We start from the raw sequence: 16,420 nt of genomic DNA, 5'->3' as shown, positions 1-16,420 counted from the left end.
ATTTGAAAAATGCCCAAGCCGATGCTTGTCGGCCTACTTCGATGCCGCAACTTCGCAGCCCGCCCCTGTAATGACCTTGTAATGGCTGCGGGCGGACTCGCAGGATTTCATCGCCCGTTCTTCGGCAGCCTTCTGTGACGGTGCATTCAAGCCCGAGCCGCAGATGATGTACAACGAACGGATCCGGGCATAGGGCGTGGTCGCATAGGCCGAATGGCCGCCGGCGGCCACATAGGCGTTGTAAGCCATGGTGCACTGGTCTTTCGGGCTTTTCGGCAAATACGGATAGAAATGGATGTCGCCTTTGCTTCCCGCCAGCGATGCCGCGGCGCCAACGCCGGGTACCGCAAATATAAGCAAGACTGCAAGTACCGACGCAGTCGTTTTTCCCGAATATTTCGGCCTCATCTTTACCCCATCCCCGTTGCCCAATGCGGGATGAACAATAGCGTCTATTCTCCAGTGCCGCCAGCCTGCTCACCGAAAATTTCTTTTGCGTAGGTGGATGAACCATCTTATCCATGCAGACTAGCATCCTTCAATGGCAGCAACGGCTTGTCGGTATAGTTGAGCTGTTGGCTCGTCGAAGCAGCAGAAAATAACTGTTTCGGGCGTTGAGTTCTGTCCGACGAAGGTACCTGCGATGCCAACGGCAATCTGCGTCGCCTCATTTTTCGGATAACGGTAGATGCCGGGGAGATCGCCGGAAATGCCACGGTCCGGCAATCCCTGGCGGCGGCGATTTCGAGCGACCTGATATAGCAGGAGGCGAGCAGCCCGGCTTCGCCTTTTCCGCCGCCTTGCCAGACAGGTCCGACCGTGTGGATGATGTAACGTGCCGGCAGGTGATAGCCCTTGGTAAGCTTTGCTTCGCCGACCTTGCAGCCGTTCAGCATCCGGCATTCGAATTCGAGCTCCGGGCCTGCGGCGCGGTGAATGGCGCCGTCGACGCCGCCGCCGCCCAGCAGCGAGGAATTGGCGGCGTTGACGATGGCATCGACCGCAAGCCTGGTGATGTCGCCGGTGTGGACATGTATCCGTTCGCCGAACTTGCTCATCTACATCCTGAACACGCCGAACTTCGTTTCTTCGATGTCGGCGTTGAGCGCGGCCGAAAGGCTGAGCGCGAGCACTTCGCGCGTTTTCCCCGGATCGATGATGCCGTCGTCCCACAGCCGCGCCGAGGAGTAGAGCGGGTGGCCCTCATGCTCGTATTTCATCAGGATCGGCTTCTTGAATTTCGCTTCCTCGTCCGCGCTCCACTCACCGCCCTTGCGCTCGATGCCCTCGCGCTTGACCACCGCCAGCACGGTCGCCGCCTGTTCGCCGCCCATCACCGAAATGCGCGCGTTCGGCCACATCCACAGGAAGCGCGGCGAGTAGGCGCGGCCGCACATGCCGTAATTGCCGGCGCCGAACGACCCGCCGATGATCATCGTCACCTTCGGCACCTTGGCGGTGGCAACCGCCATCACCAGCTTGGCGCCGTCCTTGGCGATGCCGCCGGCCTCGTACTTTCGCCCGACCATGAAGCCGGTGATGTTCTGCAGGAAGATCAGCGGGATCTTGCGCTGGCAGCACAGTTCGATGAAATGCGCGCCCTTCACAGCACTTTCGGAAAACAGCACGCCATTGTTGGCGATGATGCCGACCGGCATGCCCTGAAGATGGGCAAAGCCGGTGACCAGCGTGGTGCCGTAATTCTGCTTGAACTCGTCGAAATCGGAGCCGTCGACGACGCGCGCGATCACCTCGCGCACATCATAGGGCTGGCGCAGATCCGTCGGCACGATGCCGTAGAGTTCCTGCGCGTCATGAAGCGGCGGCATGGGTTTCTGTAAGGTCAAGCTTACAGTCTTGCGCCGGTTGAGGTTTTTGACGATGCGCCGGCAAATCGCGAGCGCATGTTCGTCGTCCAGCGCATAGTGGTCGGCGACACCGGACAGCCTGGTGTGCACGTCGGCGCCGCCAAGCTCCTCGGCGCTGACATCTTCGCCCGTAGCCGCCTTCACCAGAGGCGGGCCGCCGAGAAAAATGGTCGCCTGGTTGCGCACCATGATCGTCTCGTCCGACATTGCCGGCACATAGGCGCCGCCCGCAGTACATGAGCCCATGACGCAGGCGATCTGCGGAATGCCGGCCGCCGACATGTTGGCCTGGTTGTAGAAGATGCGGCCGAAATGCTCGCGGTCGGGAAACACCTCGTCCTGGTTGGGCAGGTTGGCGCCGCCGCTGTCGACCAGATAGACGCAAGGCAGATTGTTTTGCAGCGCGATCTCCTGCGCGCGCAAATGCTTCTTCACCGTGAGCGGATAATAGGTGCCGCCCTTCACCGTGGCGTCGTTGACCACGACCATCACCTCGGTCCCTTCGACACGGCCGACGCCGGCGATGATGCCGGCCGAGGAAATCTCCTCGCCATACATGGACCATGCCGCGAACTGGCCGATCTCGAGGAAAGGCGAGCCGGTGTCGAGCAATTGCGCCAGCCGCTCGCGCGGCAACAGCTTGCCGCGCGAAACATGACGCTCGCGCGCCTCCTCCGAGCCACCGCGCTCGACGGTTGCCGCCTTGTCCGCAATGTCGGCAACCAGCGCCCGCATGCGCTCGGCATTGGCGAGGTAGGTTTCGGAGGAGGGCGAGATCTGGGTTTGGAGTACGGCCATGCTAAACCCCTTCCGCCATGATCTCGCGCCCGATCAGCCAGCGGCGGATCTCGCTGGTGCCGGCGCCGATCTCGTAGAGCTTGGCGTCGCGCAACAGCCGGCCGGTCGGATACTCGTTGGTATAGCCGTTGCCGCCAAGCAGCTGGATGGCGTCGAGCGCCATCAGCGTCGCCTTTTCGGCGGCAAACAGCACGCAGCCGGCAGCATCCTTGCGTGTCGTCTGGCCGCGATCGCAGGCAGCCGCGACAGCATAAACGTAAGCGCGCGCGGCGTTCATCGTCGAATACATGTCTGCAAGTTTGCCCTGCACGAGCTGGAACTCGCCGATCGGCTGGCCGAACTGCTTGCGCTCATGCACATAGGGGATCGCCACGTCGAGACAGGCCGCCATCAGCCCGAGCGGTCCGCCGGCGAGCACGGTGCGCTCGTAGTCGAGGCCCGACATCAGGACCTCGACGCCGCGGCCCTCCTCATGCAGCACATTGTCATAGGGCACCTCGACATTGTCGAACACCAGTTCGCCGGTGTTGGAGCCGCGCATGCCGAGCTTGTCGAGCTTTGGCGATGCCGAGAAGCCGGCCATCGTCTTTTCGACGATGAAGGCGGTGATGCCGCGCGATTTCCGCTCGGGATCGGTCTTGGCGTAGACCACCAGCGTTTCAGCATCGGGGCCGTTGGTGATCCACATTTTCGAGCCGTTGAGCACATAGCGGTCATTGCGCTTTTCGGCGCGCAGCTTGAGCGAGACGACGTCGGAGCCGGCGCCCGATTCCGACATGGCCAGCGCACCTGCCCTTTCGCCCGAGCACAATGCCGGCAGGAATTTCTCCTTCTGCGCCGGCGTCGCCCAGCGGTTGATCTGGTTGACGCAGAGGTTCGAATGGGCGCCGTAGGAAAGGCCGACCGAGCCCGAGGCGCGCGAAATCTCTTCCACCGCAATGACATGGGCGAGATAGCCCATGCCGCTGCCGCCGAAATCGGGATCGGCGGTGATGCCGAGAAGGCCGAGCGCGCCGAGCTCTTTCCACAGATGCGTGGGGAATTGATTGCTGCGGTCGATCTCGGCAGCAATCGGCGCTATTTTCTCCTGGGCAAAGCGGCGCACCAGATCGCGCAGCGCCTCGATGTCCTCGTCATGCCCGAAGCTGAGTGTGTTCGTGTACATGCCGTTCCCTCCTGCCGCATGACCCCGAAATCAACTTTGATTTTCGGAAAGGATCATGCGCGAAATCAAAATGCTACAGCGTCCTTTGCGCGTCCGAAGGGACGCGCGGCGCTGTAAGTCTTGCCGTCTATGTTCGCGCCAACCAGGCGCATTGTCATTGAAAGATATGTCGCCGTGACTTCAGCCATCGACAGCCGCTCGCCCGGCCGGAACCAGACGATGACGCCGGTCATCATCTGGATCAGGGCCATGGCAGTGAGCCCGGTGTCATCGACACTGAAGGCGCCGGCCTCCGCGCCGTCGCGCAGGATGGCGCGCAACTCCTTCTCATAGGCGGTGCGCATGCGAAGGATCTGCGTCAGCCGGTCATGCGACAGGCTGCGCAATTCCATGTTCGAGACATGGGTGGAGTGGCGGCGCTCGATGTGGAAAGCGATGTGGTTTTCGACATAGGCGGCAAGCCGCATTGCCGGATCGGCTGCGTCGGGGCGTGCGGCGTCCCACGCTTCGATCAGCCCTTCCATATGTTCGCGCATCAGCGTGAACAGCAGGTCTTCCTTCGTCGGAAAATAGCGGTAGAGCGCGGCCGCCTGGACGCCGACCTCGGCGGCAAGCTGTCGCATCGACGTCGCCTCATAGCCGAAGCGGGCGATCAGGCTGACCGCCGCCTCGCGGACGGCCGCTTCAGTTTTTTCGCCATCGGATCCCGTTGTGCGTGCCATGATCGCCTCCCGGTATTTAGTAATAAAACGAACGTTCGATTAATTCAAGCGGCAATAAAGTGGTTCCGTCTAGACAATGATCCGAAAGTCGATGGGCGCGTCGAGGAGTTCGAATTCTTGGATCTCGACCTTCGAAACCGAAGCACCCCGTGGCCCTTGCCGGAGCCGTTCGATCATTGTGGAAACCGCAGCATCGGCACCGGCAATCGAGGCCGTCACCGTGCCGTCTCGTTCATTGCGTACCCAACCTACGAGGCCAAGCCCTATCGCTTCGCGTCGCGCCCACATCCGATAGCCGACGCCTTGCACCTTACCATGCACGCGCGCCTGCACCGCCTTTTGCCGGTCGTTATCTCCCATGCTCAAGAACTGGCGCGGGATCGGACGAAAGCAACAGCCTTGAACGGTTGGATTGTTGTTGGATCGACGGAAGCCGGGGGCCCGGCTGGTTCTGTCTTGGCCTTTGGCGGCATTGGCAGGCCGTGTCGCGACGGCAATCGGCCGGGCTAGTTTCCCCGTGCCGCGGCGAGCGCGCCGGGCAGTTCCTCGGCAAAGATGTCGAGCTCATGATCGAGGCCGACGCTGACCCTTATGCAACGGTCGAGCCCTGGCGCCATCGGTTTGCGAATGAACACGTCGCGCGACAAAAGATTTTGCAGCACTTTCAGCGCGAAGGCGCCGTCCTTGCCGCAATCGATGGTGACGAAATTGGTCGCCGATGGCAGCGGCTTCAGCCCGTTCGTCTCGGCAATCCCGGCTATACGTGTGCGTCCGGCAGCGACTCGCGCCACCACGCTGTGCAGCCAGTCCTGGTCGGCCAGCGCCTCGACGCCGGCGATCTGCGCCATGCGGCTGACGCCGTAATGGTTGCGGATCTTCTCGAAGTCGCGGATCACCTCAGCCTCGGCCACCGCATAGCCGCAGCGAATGCCGGCCAGCCCGTATGCCTTGGAGAAGGTGCGCATGCGGATGACGTTGGGCCGCGCGACATCGATCGGCGGCAGCGCCGAGGTCGGCCCCAATTCGCCATAGGCCTCGTCGAGCACCAGCATGGTGGTTTCCGGCAAGGCTTCGATAAAGCCGATGATCTCGCTCGCTTCCCACCAGCTGCCCATCGGATTGTCCGGGTTGGAGAGATAGACCAGCGGCGCCTTTTCTCGGGTGACCGCCGCCAACAGGCCGTCAAGACTTTCCTTGTCGTTTTCGTAAGGCACCGTGACCAGCCGGCCGCCGACGCCGGCAATGTGGAAATTGAACGTCGGATAGGCGCCGAGCGAGGTGACCACCGCGTCGCCAGGCGCGACATACATGCGCGCCACCAGGCTGAGCAGCCCGTCTATGCCTTCGCCGACCACGACGTTTTCGGCGCCGATGCCGAGATGGGCGGCCGCAGCCTGCTTCAACTCGTAATTGTCGGGATCGCAATACATCCACTGGTCACGCGCGACGCTCTCCATGCGCTCGATAACGCGCGGCGAAGGCCCGAAACTGCTCTCATTGGCGCCGATGCGGGCGCGAAACGCACGTCCGCGCTCGCGCTCCTGCGCTTCCGGTCCGACAAACGGCACCGTGGAGGAAAGCGCGCCGACAAGCGGCGTGAGGGCAGGGCGCTGGCGCATGGCAAAGGCTCACGAGAAGATGAGCCTTCTTGCTAGCGTGGAGGCATGTTGGGCGCAAGATGACAATGCCGCACTGGATTTCGCCGATCCGTTTTGCTAGCGAGATAGAATGAGCAACCGATTGCCGCCCGCTTGGGCCAAGCACCTTAAAACCCAACCAGCACCGAAGGGCGCACCGCCGAAGGTCGGGCAACCGAAACTTCAGCCCGCAATGGCGGCTCCGTCTCGCGCTCAGGCTAACGATATGATGTTGAGGCAGGCGCTCGAGTTCCAGCAACAGAATCGATTGCCTGAGGCGGAAGAACTCTGTCATCGCGTTCTGGCGAGAACGCCGGAACATCCACTGGCCCTCTACGTACTAGGGACGCTGGGCATCGGGTACGACGACGAGAAGGTCCTGCGGTATTTTGGTCGGGCGATCGCGCAGGAGCCTCTAAATCCCTACTACCACCTTAGCCTCGGTCAAGCCTATTTGAGGCTCAGCGAGTTTACGCCGGCGATCAAACACATTCAGCACGCACTGGCTTTGAAGCCGGATCTTGTGGAAGCGCTTTGCGCCTTGGGTGATGCATACAATTCGTTTGACAAGGGGGAAATGGCGCTGCCTCTCTACGAGAAGGCGCTCAGGGTCGATCGAGATCATCCCGCGGCCCGGTTAGGGTTGCCTCGCGCGCTGGCAAGTCTCGGCCGTATGGACGAAGCCGCGACTCATCTGAAAGAGGCAATAGAACGACGCATTGCGATACCTGCTGCCTACAACGCGCTTGTACGCACGCGCAAATTCGCCGAAGAGCCGCCAGAACTTGAGGCGATCCTGACGGAACTTCAAGACCCCAACCACGGATCGGAAGGGGCGCCGGCGCTTCATCACGCCGCCGGAAAACTGCTCAATGACCTCCGCCGCTACAAGGAGGCGATGGATCACTTCAAAAAAGGAAATCAGGCCGGCGGCCAGAGATTCGATCTGCAATCCTACCGTCGCTGGGTCGACGCCCTGATCGAAACCTTTACACCGGAACTGGTGGCTTCAAGGTCTGCTCGCGGTAATACCTCGGAGGTCCCTGTGTTCGTTGTCGGGATGCCCCGCTCGGGCACAACACTGACTGAGCAGATCTGCGCCAGCCACCCCGCTGTTCATGGCGCTGGAGAGTTAACCAAGCTTAGACGCATATCGAATGGAATCGATCTTGGGTATGGTTCCGACGTAAACCCCAGGGAAGCGCTCGCATTGATGACGCCTGAGTTGTCGACGATGCTGGCTGCGGAGCACGTTGCCTACCTGCGCGAGCGAGCGCCCGATGCGCTTCGAATTGTCGACAAGATGCCGCATAATTTCGAGTTGGTCGGCCTGATTGGCATTCTTTTTCCCAATGCGCGTGTCATTCATTGTCGCCGCGACGCCATCGACAACTGCATCTCTTGCTTTGTCCTGCAGTTCAGTACGGCGCATAGCTATAGCGCCGATCTCGAGACGCTGGGACTTTACTACAGGGAGTACGATCGCCTGATGCGGCATTGGGACAAGATTTTCCCGGGCCGTATCTTTGAAAACCGGTACGAGACGTTGATTGAAAATCAAGAGAAGCAGTCGCGCCGGCTCATAGATTATCTCGGACTGCCTTGGCACGATGCCTGCTTGCGCTTTTTTGACAGGGGGGGCTCTGTAAACACCTACAGCGATTGGCAGGTCCGCCAGCCTATCTATACGTCGTCCGTCAAGCGGTGGAAGAACTACGAAAGCGAGATCCAGCCGCTGATTGAGGCCCTCGGCGATTTGGCCGATATCTGATCTGAATCTGGAATCCAGGCATCATGAGCACACCGCGTCGCCTTTCCGGCAATCTGGGCAGCCGTTGAGAAGGTGGTCGACACCTGCAAGGTCTGAAAAAGGTGCGACGGACCAAAAAACCCGGCGGTTGCCCGCCGGGTTCGATTTTGAGCCAGGCTCTGCCTGGTAGAACGAGCGCTGGAAGCGGAGGAGACCGCCGATGCTGCTCTTCTTGTCGGCGTTGGTGAAGTTGGAGAAATTGGCGTCGTCGAACTTGCCTGCATTGAGGTAGTCGACTTCGGCCGTGACCGTGAAGCCGGGAACAACGTCGTAGGCGATGTTGGCGGCAACACCGAGATTCTTCCATTCGTCATACGAGACCTGGGCATTGAACGAGGTCTTCTCGTTGATGGTGTAGGTGCCACCACCCAGAAAGCCCAGTTGCCGCCCCACTGCTTGTAGAAGCCGCGGCCGCCGGCGTCGATCGCATAGCTCGAGTCCGTCAAATTGTCGTCGGTGCCGTAGCCGCCCATGATGAACAGCGACAGGTTCTGCATCGGGGTGATGTCCAAACGCACCTTGCCGGCGACTTCTTCCTAGTTGCTGTCGTACGCGACGACGCCGGTGATGGCGCCCCAGCCCTGCGTGTACTTCAAGCCGCCGACGACATGCGGAACGTAGCTGTCGATGGTGTCGAAGCCCGAGCCTTCTTCGAGAGAGACCACGGCCGAGAAGCCGTTGCCCGCATCGAAGTAGTACTGGACGACGTTGGTGTCGAAGTCGCCGTAGGGAACGAGCGTATCCTGGAGGACGTTGCCGGCGTAGCCGATGAACGTGTCGAAGGCCGATTCGTCTTTACCGACGCGCAGGCCACCGAGCTGGATCCAGGGGAAGTTCAGCGAAACGTTCTTGTTGCCGGCAGGGTTGGAGTTGAACTCGTCTGCTTCGGTAGTCGGATCGTCTGCCGAGGGGTAGCCGTTGCGGTTGCCGAAGTTGAAGCGGGTCTCGGTGTAGGTCTTCAAGGTGCCGAGCTCGGTTTCCTGGCCGGTCCAGGTCTTCAGCGTGAAACGGGCATTCTTGTAGAAGGTATCCTGCTCGTCGCCATCCTTATGGTCGAACGACCTCGCACCGTCGAACGGCCGACATCACCCACGCCGATGTCGTAACGGACATAGCCGCCGATGCGCAGGCAGGTTTCGGTGCCGGGAATGTAGAAGTAGCCGGCGCCGTAAACGTTCGCAAATCTTGACGTATTCAGCCGGTTCCGGCTCGGCGACGACGACGGCGTCGGCGGCGCGCGCACCGGAAACTGCGATCAAGGCCGCAGCGGAGCCGAGGAGAAGGCTCTTAATGTTCATTTTCTGACCTCCAGCCAGAATCGAACAAGACAGTGAAGCCGGCGACAGGCGTTTTCTCTGTAACCAATTGTTATTGTTGAAGTTTATTGAAATAATGGACCTTTGCGGCAGGTGATGCGGCCATCACCACAGGCGCTTGTTGGCGAAAGCATGCCCTGAACCGGATTTGAGATAGCGCTCGAATGAAGCTGCCTTGGCCTGGTTCGAAAAGGCCATATAGGTGACGATCCGCCACGGCAGAAACTTGGATGTATGGCTGGATTTCCCCGCATTGTGCTCGACGAGCCGTCGTTTCAGGTCCGTCGTTATGCCGATATAGCGTTCGCCTTCCGCAGCCGTACTCTCCAGAAGATACACATACCACATGAGCTGCTCTCCTTTGCCGGGGCTTCGGAGGGCATCCTCTCCGCCATCCTGCTTCGCGCTGAGGTGGGCTTGTCCTGCGAAGCTCGAAGAGCGAAGCAGGACCAATCGAATTTTGCAGGGGATTCTCTGGGCTTACGCTGTGCGGCACGTAGCACACCACACGCCCCTCCTACGCCAAGGCTTCGGAGGGCATCCTCTCCGCCATCCTGCTTCGCGCTGAGGGTTGGGCTTGTCCTGCGAAGCTCGAAGAGCGAAGCAGGATGGCGGAGAGGATGGGATTCGAACCCACGAGAAGCTTTTGACCTCTACTCCCTTAGCAGGGGAGCGCCTTCGACCACTCGGCCACCTCTCCGTTGCGCCGCTGGATAAAGAAAAGCGCCGGCACAATCAACAAGCCGACGTCATTATCTCTGAAAATTCCGGATTCGGCCGCAGCGCCGCCTTTTCATGCGGCGAATCTGCGGCGGTTCCCTGGCTGGCGAGTCGGCGACATGGCCGCAATCTCGGCCGTTCCTCGCCGGATTCGGCCGCATTCGGGCGCTGCGGCAAAGGCTTCCGGGCCCTTCGATAGTTAATGAGAGCTTTCTGACTGAGGCCAAATCGTGTCATTTGTGCAACAACGCATGGGGATAGCGCCCGCATAGCCCTTTCGCCGGTACGATCGTGGTTGAACGCCGCCGCCTCATGGGTAATGTCGATTTCGAAGGAGCGGCGCGGTGCGCATCTTTTTCGGTAGTGGGGATGGGGCAGGGAACGCTGTCCTTCAGCAAAGAATACCCAGACCCGTTTTTTAACTTTTGACTGGAGGTCAGAAAATGAACATTAAGAGCCTTCTCCTCGGCTCCGCTGCGGCCTTGATCGCAGTTTCCGGTGCGCGCGCCGCCGACGCCGTCGTCGTCGCCGAGCCGGAACCGGCTGAATACGTCAAGATTTGCGACGTTTACGGCTCGGGCTACTTCTACATCCCCGGCACCGAAACCTGCCTGCGCATCGGTGGCTATGTCCGTTATGACATCAGCGGTGGCGACGTCGGCTCGTTCGATGGCGCGGAGAGCCGTGACGTGAAGGATGGCGACGCTCAGGATACCTGGCGCAAGAAGGCCCGCTTCGCTCTGAAGACCTGGACCGGCCAGGAAACCGAACTCGGCACCTTGAAGACCTATACCGAGACCCGCTTCAACTTCCAAAATGGCAACCGCTATGCCACCGAATACGGCAATCCTGCTGGCAACACGGGCGCCTCGCTGAACTTCGCCTGGATCCAGCTCGGTGGTCTCCGTGTCGGTAAGGACGAATCGGCCTTCAACACGTTCATCGGTTACGCCGGCAACGTCATCCAGGATACGCTGGTTCCCTACGGCGATTTCGACACCAACGTCATCCAGTACTATTTCGACGCTGGCAACGGCTTCTCCGCCGTGATCTCTCTCGAAGAAGGTTCGGGCAGCGGCTCGTTCGGTGACTACGGCGTCGGTACGATCGACAGCTACGTTCCGCATGTGGTCGGCGGCGTGAAGTACACGCAGGGCTGGGGCGCCATCACCGGCGTGCTCGCTTACGACAGCAACTACGAAGAAGTCGCCGGCAAGGTTCGTTTGGACATCACCCCGATGCAGAACCTGTCGCTGTTCATCATGGGCGGCTACGGCACCGACGACAATTATTCGGATCCGACCTATACCTTGCCAGCTGGCGGCCGCGGCTTCTACAAGCAGTGGGACGGCAATTGGGCAGTCTGGGGTGGTGGCACGTACACCATCAACGAGAAGACTTCGTTCAACGTCCAGGTCTCGTATGACGAAGGTGAGAACCTCGGCGTTGCCGCGAACATCGCCTACGACGTTGTTCCTGGCTTCACGGTCACGGCCGAAGTTGACTACCTCAATGCAGGCAGCTTCGATGAGGCCGATACCGACGGCACGAACCACAACTGGACCAATGCCGACAAGAAGAGCAACTTTGGCGGCATGCTCCGCTTCCAGCGCTCGTTCTAAGGGCTGGCTTTAAACAGGTGAATACCAGCCCGGGCGCTTCAACGTCCGGGCTGTTTTTGTTTCGTGACTGGGTCAAGACAAGCAGAAGGAACAGGGGGAATCGGCAGCTGAACAGTCCGTAGGGTGAGTTCGTGGGATCCGCTGATGGGCGGATGAATTCACAACCGCGTGATTAAATCTCTTGAAAGGACGCTTCCAAGCGGGTAGGTCTGACTCTATCCACTCGGGGGTGTGGCAATTTATGACCATCGACGCGATACAAGAGGGTGACCCCTCCGAACATTTCTCAATGTTCTCTTCTCAAAATGCGAAGATAAGATACAGCTAAACAAGATCAGAGAAGTAAAGTCGCATCGGGTCGGAGAGCCTTTTTTCAGCATACCGAGACATACTGTGGGATGATGGACGGCACAAATACAATGTCAGCTCCTTCATCGGCGAAATAGACGAGATTCTCCTCGGAGAACGGTTCAGCGCCTTCGACCAGAGCACCCTTGACAACCTTATCGGCACCTTGCGCCAGCGCGGCAACAGCAACGCAACCATCAATCGAAAGATGGCTGCCCTCAGCAAACTGCTGCGCAAGGCTTACAAGATGGGGGATATCCACAGCCTGCCCGAGTTCCGCCGCCAGAAGGAGCGGGCGGGACGGATTCGTTTCCTCGAAAGGGACGAAGAAGCAAGGCTGTTCGCCGCCATCAGGACCCGCAGCGAGGATGCTTACCGTCTTTCGTGCTTTCTCGTGGACACCGGATGCCGTCTCGGCGAGGCGCTCGGGCTGATCTGGAACGACATCCAGGAACACCGCGTCTCGTTCTGGATCACCAAATCCGGCCGCAGCCGCACCATCCCGATGACCGAGCGGGTCAAAGAGGTGATCAAACTGCCGCCCTCGGAGGGCCGCCGGCCCAAGGGTCCGTTCACCAAACTCAGCCAGGCACAGTTTCGCGCCATCTGGAACGATGCCAAGGCCGAAGTCGGTCTCGGCGCCGACGATCAGGTGGTGCCGCACATCTTGCGTCACACCTGTGCCTCGCGTCTGGTCCAGGGCGGCATCGACATCCGCCGCGTACAGATGTGGCTCGGTCACCAGACGCTTTCGATGACCATGCGCTATGCGCATCTGGCCACCAACGATCTCGACGGCTGCGTTGTCGTGCTGGAAACGCCCCGCGGCGAGGGGTTATCCGGCGATGGAAAAAGCTCGGCCTTCGCATCGCCGCTGACCACGGCCTCAGTGCCAGCGCCTGCTCAAAAAAGTAAAGCGGCAGCGGCGAAGGCACCCAAGGCGCCCCGGAAAAGCTCGAAAGCCAAATAGTTACCCAAGGCTTTCATATACTGCCTCGGCAACCCCAGGATCATCTTTGATCTTGGGGTTTACTTTTTCTGGGCCGCATTTGGTACTCCATCCAGGAAAGCCGCGATAGCGCCCGGCAGATTGCCTGTCTCCAGGAAGGGCGCATGGCCCTGGCCCTCGACGGTGATCGCTTCCATGCCGGAATGACGCTTTTGCATCTCGTCGAGTGTGTCGGCCGACAGGAGTTTCGAGTTGGCGCCGCGAATGGCAAGCAAAGGTATGGCCGCCAGCGCCTCGAACTGCGGCCACAGATCCGGCAACGGCTTGCTGAGGTCGAGGCCCGCCACCGTCTCGACCAGCTGCGTGTCGAAATCCGGCAGCAGGAGGCTTTCGTCCGTCTCGCGGTAGAGGGCCGACACCATCCGCTCCCAATCCGCTGCGGTCAGAGCGGGAAAATCCGCGCCGTGAGCGACGCGTTGGGCATCGATCGCCTCAGCGCGGCTCTTCGGTTTCGGTGCCGGGTCGAGATAGGTTTGGATATAGGCGAGCCCCGCGGCCTCGATCACCGGTCCGATGTCGTTCAGCACGATGGCTTTCAGCGCGGCCGGCCGCAGCGCGCCGAGCACGTGGATGATCAGCCCGCCGCGCGAGGTGCCGATAAAGGCCGCTTCCTCGACGTTCAGAGCGGCCAGTCCGGCGAGGACATCGCCGGCTTCGATGCCGACATTGTAGTGGCAGATATCAGGATCGTAAGCGGACTGGCCGCGGCCACGGTAGTCGAAGGCGATGACCTTGCGCGGATTGTCGGTTCGCTGCGACAGATAAAGCGCCAGCTCATGGAAATCGCGCGCGTTGCGGGTCAGGCCGGGCAGGCAAACGACCTGCCAGTCTGCCGAATTGGTCTCGCCATAGACGCGGGCGTGAAGCTTGAGCCCGTCCGGCGCGGTGTAGAAAAAGTCGGAGAAGCCGTCGGTGCTCAACATATTAAAAGGACTCCCTGTCCGGATTGTCTCCGTCTGCTACAGGCGAGGGTGGGAGCGGTCAAATCGAGGGTTGTCGGCAAGCTGACACTCTTGGAAATGCCAGACATCTCCCCCACGAGGGGGGAGATTGGCGGTTCAGGCGCTACGCCCTTCCTTCGACGTTGGAGATCGGCGAAATCGGCAATGACAGCTGATCTCCCCACTCGTGGGGGAGATGGCCGGCAAGGGGGGCGCGAAGGATCGCCAACGTCTGCCCGTGGCGACAGCTCTGCGGCCTCAGCCTCTTCCGTTCACCAAATCCCCAACGATATCGTACTTCCCCGAAATGCGCATCTTGTAGACCTCGTAATTCTCCATCACGCGCTGCACGTAACTTCTTGTTTCGGTGTAGGGAATTCGCTCGATCCAGTCGACGACGGCGTCGATGCCCTTGCCGCGCGGGTCGCCGTACTTGGCTACCCATTGGCTGGCGCGGTTAGGGCCGGCATTGTAGCCGGCGAAGGTCAGCACATAGGAGCCGCCGAAGCGGTCGAGCTGCTCGCCAAGGAAGGCAGCCCCCAGCGTCGCATTGTAACCGGCATCGCTGGTCAGCCGATCCTGGGAAAAGCTCAGTCCTGCCTTCTTCGCCAATTGCTTGGCGGTGCCCGGCATCAGCTGCAGCAGGCCGCGCGCGCCGGCGCTGGAGACGGCGCCGACATTGAATTCGCTTTCCTGGCGGGCGATCGCATAGGCCAGCGCCTTGCCCGAGCCGGATATGTCGGCGGTGTCGGGAATGACGCCCAGCGGATGCGACAGCGCGCCGACATCGATGCCGCGCGCGCCGGCGATCTTGCCGATCTTCAGCGCCATGAAATGATTGCCCTGCTTTTCCGCCAGCACCGCAAGCAGCGCCAGCTCGCCGGGGCTGGTCAACTGCCCGGCGAGGTCGCGGTAAAGCGTCTCGGCATAGCGGTCGTAGCCCGCCTCCTGCAGCCGCTTGATGGCGCTGACGGCTTCGCGGCCGTCAAAGCTTTGGCGGTCGGCAGTGCTTGGCTCGGGATAGACGATGTTCAGCGTGCGCAAGCCAACCCGTTCCGCCGCCAACTGCCCGTAGAAAGTGGTGCCATAGGCTGCCGCCTTGGTGAAATAATCCTTCGCATTGCCGGGACCGCCGACTTCCGCCGCGCGGCCAAGCCAGTAATAGGCGCGTGACAGCGACATCGGTCCCTGCGCGAGATCGGCGATGCGGGCAAAATGGGTCGAGGCCGTCGCAGGATCGTTGAGGCCGCGCAACGCATACCAGCCGGCGTGGAATTCGGCCTCGGCGGCGCTGGCGGGGCTTTCGGCGGCATGCGCGGCAACGATCTTGTAGGCGGTCTTCCAGTCGCCCTGGTCGACCAGTGCGCGCGACAGCACGCGGCGCTCGACCCACCAGGCATCGGGATCGACCAGCGCGTCGCGGTTCGTTGGCGCTTTCATCATCACCGCGGCGGCGTCCGCAAACTTCCGCTGCTTGCGCAGATATTCGGCTTGCGCGAAGAAATAGCCGGCCGATTGCTGCGCGGCAGGCACCGCTTTCAACAGCTTGGCCGCGTTCTTGTCGCCACGCGAGGCGGCGGCCCAGGCATCGGCCAGCGGTTGCGCGCCGGCAAGGGCTGCGACCCGCAGTGCCGAATTCTCCCGGTCGGCATAAAACATCCGTTCCATGCGGAAACGATGGTCGGCAGCCGGAATGATGGCGCCAAACTCCTTGCTGACGGCCGCCTCGTCCCTGGCTTCCAGCTTCTCGGTGCGCCAGAATGGCGACAGCACGGAAAGCGCAGCCTTGGTGTTGCCAAGAGCTACATAAGAACGGGCAAGGATGATCACGCCTTGAAAGGTCAGCGGCTGGCTGCCGTCAAAGGCTTTCACCACGGTCTGCGGCGACGGGCTTTCGCGGTAGAGCGCGCGCTCGCTGTTCTTGCGCAAGGTCATGGTGCCCGGCCAGTTCGGCAGCATCTTTGCGGTATCGGCAATCTCGCTGCTCGGCACATGGTCGCCGCCATAGAGCGCGATTGCCCAGGCCAGGATATGGCGGTCCAGCGAATTGGCCGGCAATGTTTCGCGCACGGCTCGCGCCGCGGCGATATCGCCGGTCGCCAATGCGTCGAGACCGCTTTTCAGCACGACGATACTGGGGGAGGGCGCATCGGTCTGCGCTCTGTCTTGCATGTCGGGCATCGGGATCGATGAGGTCGTCTGCTCGTCGACGCTCTCGTTTGCCGCCGTCCCCACTATCAGCAGGGCAACGGCGCCAAGCAATATGAAGCGGAGTGGCCGACCGGCCGGCATGATCCTGATCTTTCCCTGTTGCGGCACTTTAGATGGCAAGCCCAGGTGCCCGAGAGCCTAGACTTAGGTCGTGAAGAGCCCGTAAACAAAGGGTTATCGAGGCCGTTCGAATTGCGCTTGCTGGCACCATCGGCATGCTTGCCGCGCAACAGTGTCGAGACTATGGTGCGCG

11 protein-coding genes, 1 tRNA gene and 3 pseudogenes are annotated in these 16,420 nt (G+C 60.9%); 3 read left to right on the top strand and 12 right to left on the bottom strand.

Translation table 11 applies throughout. The annotated features are described in order from the left end of the window. Nucleotides 1-33: 33 nt before the first annotated feature. From NLY33_RS26615 to NLY33_RS26585, 7 genes and pseudogenes are all read right to left on the bottom strand, one after another. Complete coding sequence (locus NLY33_RS26615; RefSeq protein WP_023670207.1) at nt 34-408, bottom strand: hypothetical protein; 375 nt, start codon at nt 406-408, stop codon at nt 34-36. Between the two features lie 120 nt (nt 409-528). Next, nucleotides 529-1,058: pseudogene (locus NLY33_RS26610) on the bottom strand (O-acetyl-ADP-ribose deacetylase). Then, nucleotides 1,059-2,666: a carboxyl transferase domain-containing protein gene (locus tag NLY33_RS26605; protein ID WP_023705412.1), complete on the bottom strand. Its 1,608-nt coding sequence runs from the start codon at nt 2,664-2,666 to the stop codon at nt 1,059-1,061. A 1-nt stretch (nt 2,667) separates the two neighbouring features. Beyond that, a complete protein-coding gene (locus NLY33_RS26600; RefSeq protein ID WP_023692831.1) occupies nt 2,668-3,831 on the bottom strand; it encodes an isovaleryl-CoA dehydrogenase in 1,164 nt (387 codons plus the stop codon). 65 nt (nt 3,832-3,896) lie between these two features. After that, a complete protein-coding gene (locus NLY33_RS26595) occupies nt 3,897-4,553 on the bottom strand; it encodes a TetR/AcrR family transcriptional regulator (protein WP_023705411.1) in 657 nt (218 codons plus the stop codon). 69 nt (nt 4,554-4,622) lie between these two features. Continuing rightward, a complete protein-coding gene (locus NLY33_RS26590) occupies nt 4,623-4,913 on the bottom strand; it encodes an acylphosphatase (RefSeq protein ID WP_023705410.1) in 291 nt (96 codons plus the stop codon). Between the two features lie 146 nt (nt 4,914-5,059). Further along, nucleotides 5,060-6,172, bottom strand: coding sequence for a pyridoxal phosphate-dependent aminotransferase (locus NLY33_RS26585; RefSeq protein ID WP_023705409.1), 1,113 nt, complete (start codon nt 6,170-6,172; stop codon nt 5,060-5,062). Nucleotides 6,173-6,281: 109 nt separating this feature from the next. Here NLY33_RS26585 and NLY33_RS26580 point away from each other — a divergent pair, with 109 nt between their 5' ends. Next, the gene (locus NLY33_RS26580) at nt 6,282-7,961 is read left to right on the top strand and encodes a tetratricopeptide repeat-containing sulfotransferase family protein (protein ID WP_023705408.1); all 1,680 of its coding nucleotides are present in this window, start codon (nt 6,282-6,284) and stop codon (nt 7,959-7,961) included. A 168-nt stretch (nt 7,962-8,129) separates the two neighbouring features. On the opposite strand, the pseudogene NLY33_RS26575 reads toward NLY33_RS26580, so the two are convergent. From NLY33_RS26575 to NLY33_RS26565, 3 genes and pseudogenes are all read right to left on the bottom strand, one after another. Continuing rightward, nucleotides 8,130-9,298, bottom strand: a pseudogene (locus NLY33_RS26575) (porin); the annotation flags it as partial. Between the two features lie 123 nt (nt 9,299-9,421). Beyond that, entirely contained in the window at nt 9,422-9,664 is a 243-nt protein-coding gene (locus tag NLY33_RS26570) for a GIY-YIG nuclease family protein (protein ID WP_023670218.1), read from the bottom strand. 261 nt (nt 9,665-9,925) lie between these two features. Then, a tRNA-Ser gene (locus NLY33_RS26565) sits at nt 9,926-10,016 on the bottom strand. A 463-nt stretch (nt 10,017-10,479) separates the two neighbouring features. Here NLY33_RS26565 and NLY33_RS26560 point away from each other — a divergent pair. After that, nucleotides 10,480-11,658 carry a porin gene (locus NLY33_RS26560; RefSeq protein WP_023708431.1) on the top strand — a complete coding sequence of 393 codons (1,179 nt, stop codon included), beginning with the start codon at nt 10,480-10,482 and terminating at the stop codon, nt 11,656-11,658. A 241-nt stretch (nt 11,659-11,899) separates the two neighbouring features. Beyond that, nucleotides 11,900-12,976: pseudogene (locus NLY33_RS26555) on the top strand (tyrosine-type recombinase/integrase). A gap of 59 nt (nt 12,977-13,035) precedes the next feature. On the opposite strand, the gene NLY33_RS26550 reads toward NLY33_RS26555, so the two are convergent. Next, the gene (locus NLY33_RS26550) at nt 13,036-13,938 is read right to left on the bottom strand and encodes an alpha/beta fold hydrolase (protein WP_023705406.1); all 903 of its coding nucleotides are present in this window, start codon (nt 13,936-13,938) and stop codon (nt 13,036-13,038) included. Nucleotides 13,939-14,214: 276 nt separating this feature from the next. Further along, the gene (locus NLY33_RS26545) at nt 14,215-16,248 is read right to left on the bottom strand and encodes a lytic transglycosylase domain-containing protein (protein ID WP_023705405.1); all 2,034 of its coding nucleotides are present in this window, start codon (nt 16,246-16,248) and stop codon (nt 14,215-14,217) included. Nucleotides 16,249-16,420: the final 172 nt, after the last annotated feature.

It is taken from the genome of Mesorhizobium sp. C432A (assembly GCF_030323145.1).
GTDB lineage: Bacteria > Pseudomonadota > Alphaproteobacteria > Rhizobiales > Rhizobiaceae > Mesorhizobium.
Note: the sequence above shows the minus strand (reverse complement) of the source record. Positions and strands in the feature narration are given on the sequence as shown.

Bases quoted from the DNA above. Each gene is read 5' to 3' on its own strand.
- NLY33_RS26590 (WP_023705410.1), bottom strand. From the start codon at position 4,913: ATGGGAGATAACGACCGGCAAAAGGCGGTGCAGGCGCGCGTGCATGGT.
- NLY33_RS26570 (WP_023670218.1), bottom strand. From the start codon at position 9,664: ATGTGGTATGTGTATCTTCTGGAGAGTACGGCTGCGGAAGGCGAACGC.
- NLY33_RS26585 (WP_023705409.1), bottom strand. From the start codon at position 6,172: ATGCGCCAGCGCCCTGCCCTCACGCCGCTTGTCGGCGCGCTTTCCTCC.
- NLY33_RS26595 (WP_023705411.1), bottom strand. From the start codon at position 4,553: ATGGCACGCACAACGGGATCCGATGGCGAAAAAACTGAAGCGGCCGTC.
- NLY33_RS26560 (WP_023708431.1), top strand. From the start codon at position 10,480: ATGAACATTAAGAGCCTTCTCCTCGGCTCCGCTGCGGCCTTGATCGCA.
- NLY33_RS26615 (WP_023670207.1), bottom strand. From the start codon at position 408: ATGAGGCCGAAATATTCGGGAAAAACGACTGCGTCGGTACTTGCAGTC.
- NLY33_RS26580 (WP_023705408.1), top strand. From the start codon at position 6,282: ATGAGCAACCGATTGCCGCCCGCTTGGGCCAAGCACCTTAAAACCCAA.
- NLY33_RS26600 (WP_023692831.1), bottom strand. From the start codon at position 3,831: ATGTACACGAACACACTCAGCTTCGGGCATGACGAGGACATCGAGGCG.
- NLY33_RS26550 (WP_023705406.1), bottom strand. From the start codon at position 13,938: ATGTTGAGCACCGACGGCTTCTCCGACTTTTTCTACACCGCGCCGGAC.
- NLY33_RS26545 (WP_023705405.1), bottom strand. From the start codon at position 16,248: ATGCCGGCCGGTCGGCCACTCCGCTTCATATTGCTTGGCGCCGTTGCC.
- NLY33_RS26605 (WP_023705412.1), bottom strand. From the start codon at position 2,666: ATGGCCGTACTCCAAACCCAGATCTCGCCCTCCTCCGAAACCTACCTC.